We start from the raw sequence: 12,597 nt of genomic DNA, 5'->3' as shown, positions 1-12,597 counted from the left end.
GCTCGCTTTCGAAGATGGATTGCCTGATTCATCATCTCCGAAATCAAAAAATCGGGGAGCGCGCGAGAAGCGTGCCGTTGCGGCAAGTGTTTGAAGCGCTCTATACTCGCGCAGAGATGCACAGAAGCATCAGCAACCCGGAAATGACCATGCGCTCCCCCTTGCTCCTGTTGACACCGCTCTTGCTGCTGGCCGGCTGCGTCAACGAATCGGCCAGCTACACGATCGACAGCAACGACCACGCCCTGACGGTGGTCGTCACGCAGGATTATTTCTGGAGCAAACAGGCGGGCCTGCGGGTGATCGCGTCGCGCCTGCCGGACTGCCAGCGCCAGTTCGACCTCGGCAAGACGCCGCTGGCCGACCTGAACGTCGAGCTGTTCTCCACGGGCGACGACACCTTTTTGCTGCGCGCGGGCGACGCGATGTGGCAGCTGGAAACCCGTACCTGCAGCCAGTTGCCGGAACCATCGGACAATGTGCAGGCCCAGCCGATCGGCGTGTTCCACATGGATGCGAAACAGAAGCTCGTGTTCGAGCCGGCGGAAGGCTCAGTGGCGGCCACGCGCTAGCGCTCACACCCGCCGGCGGCAGGCCGGCCATCCGGCAACACAGCCCGGATCAGTGCTGCCCGGTCAGCTGGCGCAGCCGTGCGATTTCGGCCGTGCGCCCGAGCCGGTCGAGCGTCTGCTCGAGCAGGGTGCGGTCGCTGTCACGCAGCATCGTCCATTGCGTGAAATATTCATGCACGGTACGCCAGGGCGGAAACTCGGGCGGCATGCTGCGCCAGGCGCTGCCGGTGTGGAGGAAGTACAGGACGGCGCAGAACACATCGTACAGATCGTGCTTGCGCGGCCGGGTCTTGCGGCGGGCCGCTTCGAGCATTTCACGCACGGTCTCGAACTGTTCACGCGGTACATCGCTTGGAAAGGTTTGCCTGGCCATGTCGATCGCCTCAAATTCACTTGGAGACACATGATCCGGAACAGGTTCCCGGTCATCGACGGGGCGTAGCGCATTGTCGCGACGGATTCGAACACGGCGCCCAGTAAATACAGTCTAGCAGCGTGTTCGGAATCATGGCGCCTTTTTTTTGAGGCGCCATGCGTGCGGGGTCGGGCAGGCCGTCAGTCGCGGGCCAGCGACAGGAACTCGGTGCGCAGCGCCAGGTTCGGCTGCAGTTCGCCCAGGAGGGTCGACGTGATGGTTTCCTCGCCCGGCGTGCGGATGCCGCGGCTTTCCATGCACATGTGGCGGCACTTGATGACCACGCCCACGGCCTTCGGTTCCAGCACTTCCATCAGCGTGTTGGCGATCTGGACCGTCAAGCGTTCCTGCACCTGCAGGCGCTTGGAGAACACGTCGACGAGGCGCGTGAGCTTCGACAGCCCGACGATCTTGCCGTTCGGCAGATAGCCCACCGTCGCCTTGCCGAAGAACGGCGCCAGGTGGTGTTCGCAATGGCTGTAGACCGGAATGCCGCGCACGACGATCAATTCGTTGTATTCCTCGGCGCCGTCTTCGAACGCCTTGAGGATCTCGACCGGATCCTGGTCGTAGCCGGAAGTCCAGTGTTTCCAGGCCTTGGCGACACGCGCGGGCGTCTCGTGCAGGCCGGAGCGATTGGGATCTTCGCCAAGGCTTACCAGCAGGCGGCGCCAGTCATTCTCGGTGAAGACTTCTTTGTCAGACATGGTTAACCCTAAAATTTTCGATTGCCGAGAGTATATAGAAAATGGAGCGGATCCACCGATGACGGCGGCTTCCTTGCGCAAAACGAAAGCCGGACTGTGGCGGATGCGCTAGCGTAGTCGACGTCCTTGTCACTGCGCGGAGAACAGCCATGCTTGGGAGCACCGTCCTGGAAGTCGCGATCGGCCTGACATTTTGTTATGGCACGGTCGCCCTGATCGTCAGCACTTTGCAGGAAGCGTTGGCCGCGGCGTTTCGGCTGCGTGCGAACACCCTGCTGGCGGGCGTCAAGAGCATGCTCAACGACTCCCGCTTCGACGGGCTGGCGCGTGCCGTCTACCAGCATCCGCTCGTCAACCCGCATGCGGACGGCACGCATCCGAGCGAACGGGACATGCGTACGCGGCCATCGTACATCGAACCGGCGCATTTTGCGATTGCGCTGGTGGACAGCCTGTGGAAAGTGCCGGGCGACTTCGCCCAGCTCGGCAACGCCATCGAGACGATTCCCGATCCGCAGGTCCGGCAGGTGATGCGCGGGCTGTACGGGCGCGCGCGCGACCTGCAGCAATTCCAGGACATGCTGGCCGGCTGGTTCGACAACGCGATGGCGCGCATGTCCGGCGCCTATAAACGGCGCCAGTTGCTGATTTCCCTGCTGCTGGCGCTGCTGCTGGCGATCCTGTTCAACATCGACAGCATCCATCTGTTCCGCACGCTGTGGCAGCAGCCGGCCCTCGCGGCGCATCTCCATGACGCGCCCGGCGCGCTGGACCCGGCCGTGTTCGACGCCATGATGGCGCTGCCGATCGGCTGGACGCGGTTCCCGCCGGTAGCCAATGCCGATTTCGCGCTGCAGGTCGCGGGCTGGATCGTCACGGCGTCGACCGCGTTGTTCGGCGCCCCGTTCTGGTTCGACCTGATGCAGCGCGTCGTGCGCATGCGCAGCACGGGCACGCGGCCGGAAGAGACGCCGCTGGCGCTGCGCGTGGAAGGCAGGATCGCAGCCACGCCGGCGCCCTGAGCGGGCTGGCCGTCAGCGGCCGGGCGGACGGTGGCTGTCGACCAGCATGCTCGAGATCGACACGTGCGCCACGCGCTCCGGCCACTCGTCGCCCGGTCCGAACCAGCGCGCCTCGCTGATCTCGTTGGGATCGGTACGGATGTCGCCGTCCAGGTAATCGGCCGTGAACGCGATCATCAGCGAGTGCGGGAACGGCCACGACTGGCTGCCGAAATAGCGCAGGTTGTGCACGCGCAGGCCCACTTCCTCGAACACTTCGCGGTGCACGGCTTCCTCGATCGTCTCGCCCGCTTCCAGGAAGCCGGCCAGCGGCACGAAGCGTTTGACGGCGGACTGCGTGTGCAGCGCCAGCAGCACCTTGTCGCCATTGCGGATCAAGACCATCATCGCCGGCGAAATGCGCGGATAAGCCATGTGGCCGCAGTTCACGCACTTGAAACAGCGCTCGCCCGCCGCCAGCACGGTGCCGCTGCCGCAGGCGCCGCAGAAGCGGTGCGTGCGCGCCCATTCGGCGATCTGGCAGGCGCGCGCGGCCACGCCAAGGTGGCCTTCGTCGAACTCGCCGAACAGCGAACGCAGCCCGCGCCAGGCGTGGCCGGGCGGTGCCAGGGCCTCGTCGTCGACCCAGGCGGTCTGGCAATAACGGTCGTCCAGCAGGCCCACCGGCTGCAGGCGCGGCGGGTCGAGCGCGAGGCTGCGCACCGCGGCCTCGTCGGGCAGGCCGAGGTCGGCCTCGCGCACGAGCAGCCGCCCGCCGTGGAAGACGAAGGACAGCGGTGCGGCATCCTGCTGCGGAGCCATCAGGGGCGTGAACGAGGCGGGCGTCTGGAGCATGAGGTATCCGGTCATCAAGGGATTGCCTTCGATGATACCGTCTTTCTCCGCACCGTTCAGGCCGCCATCGACATCCAACAACCGCGCGAATGGATGAACTAATCCAGCTCATCGTGCTCCAAGCCTCAGCAGGACCGCAGCGCAACCCAACGCGGAGGAGACGATGAGCGTGATGACCGAAGACAGCTTGAGCGGCGCCAGCTACCGGCACGGCGGCGGCTGGTGGGATGGTCCGCGCAGGTCCGGCGGCTATCGTGTCCAGCAGCCCGATCACTGGATCTTCACGGAGACCGGCCTGGCGCGCGGCGACGCGCTCGGGCGGCATAGCTGGCCGCCGCTGGCGGGCTATGAATGCGACGGCGTCCCGCTCGACGTCTTCGATGCCGGCCATGGCGCATTGCTGTCCGTCTGGGCGGACGGGGACGGTACGCCGGACGGCTATGCATTGCTGGCGGCGGCGCGCCTGGGTCCCGACTGGCAGGAATTGCCGGCACGTGCACGCCACGCGGCCGGCGAAGGCATCCACACGGCCGCCATGGGCCTGTTCACACGCAACGGCACCGTGTTTTCTGCCGGAACCACCGACTGGGCGCAAGTCCTCGACGACGGCCGGGATCGCCAACTGGAGCGCGTCACGCGCAATGTCCTCGATGGCCTGTTGCGAAGGTAGCGCGGTAACTCAGGCGCCAAAGGAGCAACAAGTGTACCGTCGACCACTGCTGCAGCGTCTCGATCCGCCTTCGGTGATCGTATTCCGCGCCCTTCACCTGGGCGACATGCTGTGCACGGTGCCCGCCCTGCGCGCGCTGCGCGCCGCCTTGCCCCGTGCCCACATCGCGCTGGTGGGTTTGCCGTGGGCGCAGCAATTCGCAGACCGGTTCAGTGCGTACGTCGATGAATTCATCGCCTTTCCCGGCCACCCTTTGCTGCCCGAGCAACCGGTCCGGCATGATGCGCTCGCGCGTTTCTACAACAGCCTCTGCACCCGCCAGTTCGCGCTGGCGCTCCAGTTGCACGGCAGTGGCGACGTGAGCAACGACATCGTCAGCGGCTTCGGCGCACAGGCGATGGCCGGGTTCTGCCGTGGCGCGCCCGTCGTCCGCGACCGCACCGTCCTGTTTCCCTATCCGGAAATCGGGGCGGAGCCGGAGCGCCTCCTGTCGCTGATGGAGCAACTGGGCGCGCCGTCGACCGGCGTCCACCTGGAATTCCCGCTGTCGCGCGACGACGAAGACGAGTGGCGCGCCAGCGGCCTCGGCGCCTCTCTCACGCCCGGCGCCTACCTGTGCATCCACCCGGGCGCGCGCAAGCGGGACAAATGCTGGCCGGCGGCCTTGTTCGCGAAGGTCGGCGACCGCCTCGCCGCCGAGTTCGGCCTCAAGGTGGTGTTGACGGGATCGGCCGAGGAAGCGGACCTGACGGCCGACGTGGCGTCCCGCATGCACCACCCGCCGGTCGACGCCGCCGCGCCCATCTCGATCGGTGCGATGGCCGTCCTGATGCGTGATGCCAGGCTTTTGCTCTGCAACGACACGGGCGTGTCCCACATCGCGGCCGGCCTCAGGCTCAAAAGCATCGTCGTGTTCAGCAAGGCCGACATCGCCCGCTGGGCGCCGCTCGACCGCCACACGCACCGCTGCATCTGGGATCCCGGTGCGGAGCGCGCCCAGGTGGTGCTGCAACATGCACGCGCATTACTGGCCGGCACGGCGCCGAGCCGCCAGCGCAGTGTCGGCATGTGGCCTTACTGGTGACTATTGATGAGCCAATGCCGCATGGGCCAGCGCCTCCACCTCGTCGATGCCGACATCGGCGACAAAGCTCACATCGTGCGGACAGCGCGCTCGCAGATTGTCCTGATCGCAGACAGGGCAGCGTGTCCGCACCGACATGGCCGCATGCAAGGTCGAGGGCCGCAACGGCAAGCCGTCGATCAAATTCGTCAGCCAGAAGATGCCGACACTCGGCACACCAAGCGCCAGGCCCAGGTGCAGTGGGCCGGTGTCGTTCGACACGAGCAGCGCGGCGCGCGCCAGCAAGCCGCACAGCCCGCCCAGGCTCAGCCGGCCTGCGAGTGCGGCGGCCGGCGCGTGCATGCGCGCCACGACCTCGTGCACGAGATCCACTTCGTCCGGCGAACCGTTGACGGCGACACAGGCGCCGTCCTGCGCAAGCCGGTTGCCCAGCGCCGCGAACGACGGCGCCGGCCAGCAGCGGCGCGGATCGGTCGACCCCGGCTGCAGCACGATGAGCCGTTTGCCAGCCAGCCCGGGCATGATCACCGCGGCCTCGTGCCGGTCGGCTTCCGTGAGCGCGAGTTCCGGTTGCGCATCAAGCGGCAACCGCATGGCCGCACCGGCCAGGCCCGCGATCTCGAGCAAGGCCAGCCTGCGCGGGCTGGGCTCGCGAAACGGCACCCAGCGATCGAGCAAGGGGACGCCCGGCGCGCATGCCCCCGCCGTCAGCCGCGCACCGCAGCGCAACAGCAACGGATTCGAATGCCGCCCGCCCCCATGCATCTGCAGTGCGAGATCGAAGCGCTCGGCGCGCATCGCGTCGACGAAGCGCTCGACCTCTTCTTTTGAAGTCTCGTGTGCGCCGACGCCTTGCACGGGCGGCACCTCGACGACCCGGTCGACCGGCCCCGGCCTCCCCTGCAGGAACGCACGATGCCAGGCTTTTCCCGCCAGGACCAGTTCGCCCCCGGGATACGCCTGCTTCAACGCGTGCAGGGCCGGCAGCGCGAACACGAAGTCGCCCACTGCGCTCGGTCGCAGCACGACGATCTTGCGCACATCGTGGACACGCATGTCGTGGACACGCATGTCGTCCACACGCATGTCGTCTGCACGCATGTCATTGAGACGATCATGGATCGGTCGCATCGTGCGGCTCGTCGTGTGGCTCACTGAGCGGCAACACATACGGCGCATCGATGGCCCGTGCCGTGATGGTCGTCGGCAGTTCCATGTGATACGCACCGGACGGAAATATCGCGCAGCCGCCGTAAAGCGCCATCACACGCTGCTGGGCCAGCACATCTTCTCCGCAATGCTGGGCCGGCAGGTCGCGCCAGAAGTCGAAGCCGCCCACCGCGCGCAGCTTGGCCGTATCGAACATCACGCAGCCGCCGACCCAGGCGATCTTGTAGCGCCGCGTTGCTCCTGCTTCGCCCGCCAGGCGGGCCTGCACGTGAAAGAGGTTCGCCGCGCTGTGCAGGTGATGACGCGCCCACGCCGGGCTGCCGGGCCGCACGGTTTCCGGCGTCACGGGACCGTCCCAGAATTCGATCGCTTCCTGCATCGGCCGCAACTGGCCCAGGTGGCTCAATCCGTGCAGCGCACTACCGACGAGGCCGCATCCCTCTTCCCGTAGCGCGGCGTGCAGACGGGCGACGAGGTCCGGTTCGAGGATCACGTCGTCGTCGACGAACAGGCAGCACGGCGAGCGCACCTGGGCCAGCAGGAAGGCGCGCTGTTCGGCCATGCCGCGGCGGCGCGGGCGCCGGAACGTGTCGACGCCGCGGCCGCTGACGCGCAGGTAGCGCAATACCGCCTGCACCTCGCCATGCGTGCAGACGCCTTCGCCATCCGACTGGTCGGCAAGCACGATGCGCAAGGCCGGCCAGGTCTGCGCGCCGAGCGCCGTCAGCGTGACCGCGAGCGCAGCGGGGCGGTTGCGGGTCGGGATCAGGACGTCGATCGTCTCGTTCACGGCGCCGCCCTTCCATCCCCCTGCACCTGGCCGTTGAGGTACGGGTTCAGCGCGGGATCGTTGTACATCTTGAACTGGCGATAGAGCTTGAAATAGGCCCGTCCGGCCCTCGCTTCCGTGAGCAGCAGGTCGAGGCACGACATCAGGTCCTGGCGCTGCGCGAGCAGGCGGTCGAGCTTGGCGGTGCACGCGCGGACGTGGGCGTCGTCCGCATCGACGCGCTGCGTCTGCGCGCGCATGTGGTGGATCTTCAACGCGAGGATCGACAGGCGGTCGATCATGGCGCCGGCCGTTTCGCTGGAGAGCCGCGCGTCGGGCACGCAGACGACGTGGCGCAGGCTGGCCAGCAGCGCTTCGTCGATGGATTCGACCGCGTCGTTGCGTTTCTGGTTGTAGCGGTCGATCAGGCGCTTGCCGGCCGCGATTTCGGAAGGGGGCACGTCCAGCCGGCGCGCCCGGTCTTCCTCGCGCCACAGCAGGCCGTTGTAGCGGTGATTGGCGGCGATCCATTCCCATACGCCCAACCGGCCCGCATCGGCGGCGACATGCGACATCACGGGCCAGTCGCGTTCGCGCAGCTGGCGGTCGTGGAACCAGACGACGGACACGGCATCGATTTCGCTTTGCATGGCAACTCCGATCCTGGGCAGACGAGTGACGTTTGCTTGGAGTACGCAGGCGTACTGGAGTTCTGCGGAATGCGCGCGGCCTTGGCACAGCGCAAAAAAACGGGGCGGCGCCATCGGCGACCGCCCCGGAACAGGAAGATGCGTGAGAACAGATTACTTCAGCAGGCGCGAGCGGCTGGCCACGAAGGCGATCAGGCAGGCGAGGCCGCCGATGTAGGCGATGGCGATCTGCATGCCCATGCCCTGGGCGATGGCGCCGATGACCGGCGGGCCCATCAGGCTGCCGCTGTAGGCCATGCTGGCCACGCCGGCCAATGCCGCCGGGCCCTGCGCGCCCGCCGCGCTGAACACGAACGGGAACACCAGCGCCAGGCCCATGCCCGCGACGGCGAAGCCGAACAGGGCGAACCAGGCATTCGGCGACAGCACGGCGAAGAACAGGCCGGCGGCGCCCAGCATCGAGCCGCTGGTGACGAGCGAACGGGCACCGTAGCGCACCTTGAGCTTGTCGCCGACGAGGCGGGCCAGCAACATCATCACGGAGAACGACGACAGGGCCAGCGGCGCCAGGCCGTCCGACGCACCGAAGTGCTCTTTCAGGAACACGCCGCTCCAGTCGGCGATGCTGCCTTCGGCCATCGAACCGAAAAAGCCGAGTGCGCCCAGGAACAGCAGCGGACCGCGCGGCAGCGAGAACGATTTTTTCTCGACGGCTTCCCCGGCGTCGTCCGCATCCAGCGACGCATGACCGTAATAGAGCGCCAGGGCCAGCGGACCGGCCAGCATCACGAAATGCGTGAGCGGCGCGATGTGCAGGCCGGCCATCAGGCTGCCCAGGGTCGCACCCGCCAGGCCGCCGGCGCAGCCGAGGCCGTGCAGTTTCGACAGTTCCGACTTGCCCGACTGCTTTTCGCGGCGGGTGGCGGCCGAGTTGACGGCGACGTCGAACGTGCTGGCCGTGATGCCCAGGCCCAGGACGGCCATCATCAGCAGCGGCACGGTCGGTGCGCCGCCGATGGCGACCAGCACGGCCAGCAGGGCCAGGCCGGAAAACAGCATGGTCTTGCGGGCGCCAAGCGAACTCATCATGCGCGATGAAATCGGGTACGACAGAACGGCACCGAGGCCGCCGCACAGCAGCACCATCGACAACGCCGAGTGCGACACGTGCACGCGTTCGGCCATGGCCGGAATACGGCCGGCCCAAGAACCCATGATCACGCCGAATACCGTAAACAGGAGCGGCAGGGCGAACGACTGCGATTGCGCGAGCGGGAGGCTGCGGGAGCGGGAGGCAGTAGTAACGGGCAAATGATTTTGCATTTAGTAGATGACTTTTTTTAAAAAAATGTCTGGATCAAAAAGCAAACGCCAACCGAGCGGTTGGCGCATGGAAAGCTGATGGGAGGCAATTCTAAACGGTTTGCGAGAACTTTGCTTTGCCACTCGGAAAAAATTTTCAGCGTTGCGGGATGCCGACAAACACCGGCAGTTTGTAACCAGATGTGAACTTATAACGAGAAATAAGCGTGGGCGTTGTAAAAAATATAGTGGAGATGAAAACGATTCCAAACTAGAATGGCCGGGCCCAAAAAACGGACAGGAATACCATGACGCCCTCCTCCGACATGCCCCGTACCGACTCCCGCCTCGACCTCGTCGACGCCCTGCGCGGCTTTGCCATCGTCTCGATCATGCTGCTGCATAACATCGAGCACTTCGATCTCTATTTTTCGCCACCGGGCGAGCCCGCCTGGCTGAAGGGACTGGGACAACACATCTGGGACGCGATGTTCGCTCTGTTCGGCGGCAAGTCGTATGCCATCTTCGCCCTGCTGTTCGGCCTGACGTTCCACCTGCAGTACGACGCCCGGGCCCGGCGCGGGGAGGATTTCCGGCCGCGCTTCGCGTGGCGGATGCTGCTCCTGCTCGGGTTCGGCCTGGTGAATTCCGCGTTCTACCATGGCGACATCCTGTCGATCTATGCCGTGCTCGGCCTCGTGCTGATCCCTGTGGCGCGCCTGGGTACGCGCACCGTCTTCCTGCTGGCCTGCTTCCTGAGCCTGCAGCCGTTCGCGTGGATCGATGCGCTGGCGGCACTGGACAGCGCGCCGGGCAAGCTGCCCGATCCGGAATCCTGGTCGATGTTCGGCCGCGCAAACCAATACCTGATGCACGGTTCGGTACTCGATGTCTGGATCGGCAACCTCACGAACGGCAAGCACGCCGTGGTGCTGTGGAGCTGGGAAATGGGCCGCGTCCTGCAGATTCCCGGGCTGTTCATGTTCGGCATGCTGGCCGGACGCCTCGGACTGTTCGCCGTCAACGACCGGAACATCGGCATCTGGCGACGCATCTTTTTCGGTGCGCTATTGCTGCTCGGTCCTCTGTTCTTCATTCATAGCCAGCTGGAAGCATGGATCGCCGCCGAGGCCCTGCGCCGGCCGGTGGCATCCATCTGCAACCCGCTGCTCAACTTGGACGTCATGCTGCTGCTCGTGACGGGTTTCGCGCTGTTGTTCCGCCGTGCCGCGGGCGCGCGCGTGCTGGGGAAGCTGCGCTGGATGGGACGGATGAGCCTGACGAGCTACATGATGCAGTCGATCGTCGGCACGACCTTGTACTATGGCTTCGGCTTCGGCCTGTACGCGGTCGCGGGTACTGTGATGGCATTGTCCATCGGCATCGTGCTGGCCGTGCTGCAGGGCACCTTCAGCGCCTGGTGGCTCAAGAGCCACAAGCAGGGCCCGCTGGAAACCGTATGGCACCGTCTGACGTGGATCGGAGCGGCGTCAACGCAAAGCGCTCAGCCCGCGACGCGCGTAAACAACCCCTCGTAGCGCAGCACGACGCCATCGCCGTCGACGTCGAGGTCGGCGGCGAACGGCCGGGACAGGCTTTCGAACCGCACCCGGTCGGGCGCCACGCGCGTGTACGCCTGCGCGACGGGCTGGACGTCGAGCTTGGGCAGGTCGACGTACGCGACGCGGATTTCCTGGCGGTCATGCAGCACATCGCCGAGGCGCCGGATCGGCAACGTGTTCGTGAAGGGACTGCCGGACAGGTCGACGTCCGTGCAGCCCTGCAGCGCCGGCAGCGGGGTGCCGTCCGCGTCAGTCCAGTTGCCGGCCCCGTCGGCGTGCAGGCTCACTTGCCCCTTGCCCGCGACATGGACGTCGAGGCTGCGCACGCGCCATTGTTCGTCGCAGCACAGCAGATAACTGCATGCGAACAGCCGCCCGCCCGCGGGGCCGATGAGGACGCCTTCCGCCGTCACGCCGGCCTCCCCGGCCTCCCCGGCCTCCCCGGTCTCCAGTTCGACATGCTCCAGGCCGCCACCCTGCTCCGTTGCCCAGCGATAGCTGCGTTTCACGTGGCCCTCCCTGTGCGCCATGCACGCTTGATGTAGCACCGAATGTAGCACCCCCAGGCGGAGTTGCGCGCCAGCGAAGAAGGCGTCGCCGTATCATCATGACAAGGCCCGCCGCCGTGGCGGGTTGCTGACAGGGAGACGCCGTGTTCGGTATCGATGCGCGTACGGCCCGCGTGGTGTGGACGGCCGCGCTGGTGATAGCAGGTCTGTACGGCGTCTTTCTCGTGCGGACGACGCTGCTGGTGATGTTGATCGCCGTGCTGTTCAGCTACCTCATCTATCCGTTGTTCGTGCTGGCCCAGCGCGTCGCCGGCGGCCGCGTGCCGCGCACGCTCCTGCTGTGCCTCGTCTACCTCGTCGTGGTCGGGCTCGTCGCGCTGGCCGTCGGGCTGTTCGGCAACACGGTGGCCGAGCAGGCGACGGCGCTCGCGCAACAGTTGCCGACCCTGCTCGATCCCGCCACGCTGGAGCGGCGCCTGCCGCTGCCCCACCTGCTCGAACCCTTGCGCGCGCGCCTGGCCGCTTTCCTGCGCGACCTGTTGCAGGGCGGTTCGGCGGAGGCGATGCCGTTCGTGCGCAACATCGGCTACGGCCTGGTGCACCTGGCCGGCAACCTGATCTACGTCGTCGTCGTCCCGATCCTGAGCTTCCTGATGATCCTGCAGGCGCCCGTGTTCGACGAGCTGCTCGTGGCGATGCGCCACCGCCGCAACGGCGGCTTCTGGACGGACGTGCTGCACGGCCTGAACACCGTGCTGTCGAGCTATGTGCGGGCGCTGGCCCTGCTGTCGCTGGCGACGCTCGTCGCCTACGGTCTCGTGCTGTCGCTGATGAGGGTGCCGTTCGCGCTGCTGCTGGCCGGCGTCGCGGCCGTGCTGGAAGTGATTCCCGTGCTGGGGCCGCTCGTCGCGGCGGCGGCCATCGTGGGCGTCGCCCTGTTCAGCGGCTACGAGCACGTGGGCTGGATCATTCTCTTCATCGGCGGCTACCGCGTCTTCCAGGACTATATGTTGAGCCCCTGGCTGATGAGCGAGGGCGTCGACGTGCCGCCGATCCTCGTCGTGTTCGGCCTGCTCGCCGGCGAGGAACTGGCCGGCGTGGCCGGCATCTTCCTCTCCGTTCCCTTCTTGGCCGCACTGCGGATGTTTGTCGTGCAAATGCGCCTGCATCGGACCAAGATCACGACTCCACCAACGTCTGGTGATGCAAACGTGTTGTAAACGCCACACGCTCTCAATGTAATGCCGCCATGCACAACTGATAGCGCTATCAGTCCCGTTTTCGCGGTTTCCCTCTGACGCAACAGCGATATGCCCCCCATTTCATGCAAA

Annotated in this window: 13 protein-coding genes and 1 pseudogene; 6 read left to right on the top strand and 8 right to left on the bottom strand. The window is 66.3% G+C overall.

All coding sequences use genetic code 11. The features are described from left to right. Positions 1 to 149 precede the first annotated feature (149 nt). Entirely contained in the window at positions 150 to 572 is a 423-nt protein-coding gene (locus ACEN9H_RS31755) for a hypothetical protein (RefSeq protein ID WP_413673323.1), read from the top strand. 97 nt (positions 573 to 669) lie between these two features. Here ACEN9H_RS31755 and ACEN9H_RS31750 read toward each other — a convergent pair. Together ACEN9H_RS31750 and folE are read right to left on the bottom strand one after the other, a co-directional pair. Then, positions 670 to 945: pseudogene (locus ACEN9H_RS31750) on the bottom strand (transposase); the annotation flags it as partial. 182 nt (positions 946 to 1,127) lie between these two features. Next, complete coding sequence (gene folE, locus ACEN9H_RS31745) at positions 1,128 to 1,694, bottom strand: GTP cyclohydrolase I FolE (RefSeq protein ID WP_036238638.1); 567 nt, start codon at positions 1,692 to 1,694, stop codon at positions 1,128 to 1,130. A gap of 149 nt (positions 1,695 to 1,843) precedes the next feature. On the opposite strand from folE, the gene ACEN9H_RS31740 reads away from it, so the two are divergent. Continuing rightward, positions 1,844 to 2,716, top strand: a complete 873-nt coding sequence (locus ACEN9H_RS31740; protein WP_413673322.1) for a hypothetical protein — start codon at positions 1,844 to 1,846, stop codon at positions 2,714 to 2,716. A 12-nt stretch (positions 2,717 to 2,728) separates the two neighbouring features. Here the strand turns inward: ACEN9H_RS31740 and nudC are convergent, their stop codons facing one another. Beyond that, entirely contained in the window at positions 2,729 to 3,550 is an 822-nt protein-coding gene (gene nudC, locus ACEN9H_RS31735; protein WP_413673321.1) for an NAD(+) diphosphatase, read from the bottom strand. A gap of 163 nt (positions 3,551 to 3,713) precedes the next feature. Here nudC and ACEN9H_RS31730 point away from each other — a divergent pair, with 163 nt between their 5' ends. Together ACEN9H_RS31730 and ACEN9H_RS31725 are read left to right on the top strand one after the other, a co-directional pair. After that, entirely contained in the window at positions 3,714 to 4,220 is a 507-nt protein-coding gene (locus ACEN9H_RS31730) for a N,N-dimethylformamidase beta subunit family domain-containing protein (RefSeq protein WP_413673320.1), read from the top strand. A 31-nt stretch (positions 4,221 to 4,251) separates the two neighbouring features. Then, positions 4,252 to 5,304, top strand: a complete 1,053-nt coding sequence (locus ACEN9H_RS31725; protein WP_413673319.1) for a glycosyltransferase family 9 protein — start codon at positions 4,252 to 4,254, stop codon at positions 5,302 to 5,304. Here the strand turns inward: ACEN9H_RS31725 and ACEN9H_RS31720 are convergent, their stop codons facing one another. The 4 genes from ACEN9H_RS31720 to ACEN9H_RS31705 form a co-directional block, all read right to left on the bottom strand. Next, a complete protein-coding gene (locus tag ACEN9H_RS31720; protein ID WP_413673318.1) occupies positions 5,305 to 6,435 on the bottom strand; it encodes a glycosyltransferase family 9 protein in 1,131 nt (376 codons plus the stop codon). Beyond that, a complete protein-coding gene (locus tag ACEN9H_RS31715; protein ID WP_413673317.1) occupies positions 6,419 to 7,264 on the bottom strand; it encodes a glycosyltransferase family 2 protein in 846 nt (281 codons plus the stop codon). The genes ACEN9H_RS31720 and ACEN9H_RS31715 overlap by 17 nt, the downstream gene beginning before the upstream one ends. Then, positions 7,261 to 7,893: a DUF4254 domain-containing protein gene (locus ACEN9H_RS31710; RefSeq protein WP_413673316.1), complete on the bottom strand. Its 633-nt coding sequence runs from the start codon at positions 7,891 to 7,893 to the stop codon at positions 7,261 to 7,263. Before ACEN9H_RS31710 ends, ACEN9H_RS31715 begins: the two co-directional genes overlap by 4 nt. 153 nt (positions 7,894 to 8,046) lie before the next feature. Then, the gene (locus ACEN9H_RS31705; protein WP_413673315.1) at positions 8,047 to 9,216 is read right to left on the bottom strand and encodes an MFS transporter; all 1,170 of its coding nucleotides are present in this window, start codon (positions 9,214 to 9,216) and stop codon (positions 8,047 to 8,049) included. Positions 9,217 to 9,503: 287 nt separating this feature from the next. On the opposite strand from ACEN9H_RS31705, the gene ACEN9H_RS31700 reads away from it, so the two are divergent. Next, a complete protein-coding gene (locus tag ACEN9H_RS31700; RefSeq protein ID WP_413673314.1) occupies positions 9,504 to 10,733 on the top strand; it encodes a DUF418 domain-containing protein in 1,230 nt (409 codons plus the stop codon). On the opposite strand, the gene ACEN9H_RS31695 is transcribed toward ACEN9H_RS31700, so the two are convergent. Continuing rightward, positions 10,700 to 11,266 carry a putative glycolipid-binding domain-containing protein gene (locus ACEN9H_RS31695; protein ID WP_413673313.1) on the bottom strand — a complete coding sequence of 189 codons (567 nt, stop codon included), beginning with the start codon at positions 11,264 to 11,266 and terminating at the stop codon, positions 10,700 to 10,702. The genes ACEN9H_RS31700 and ACEN9H_RS31695 overlap by 34 nt on opposite strands. Positions 11,267 to 11,409: 143 nt before the next feature. Between ACEN9H_RS31695 and ACEN9H_RS31690 the strand changes: the two genes are divergently transcribed. Continuing rightward, entirely contained in the window at positions 11,410 to 12,486 is a 1,077-nt protein-coding gene (locus ACEN9H_RS31690) for an AI-2E family transporter (protein ID WP_371770667.1), read from the top strand. Positions 12,487 to 12,597: the final 111 nt, after the last annotated feature.

The organism is Massilia cellulosiltytica (genome assembly GCF_047325105.1).
Lineage (GTDB): Bacteria > Pseudomonadota > Gammaproteobacteria > Burkholderiales > Burkholderiaceae_D > Telluria > Telluria orientalis.
This window is presented reverse-complemented; position numbering and strand designations above follow the sequence as displayed.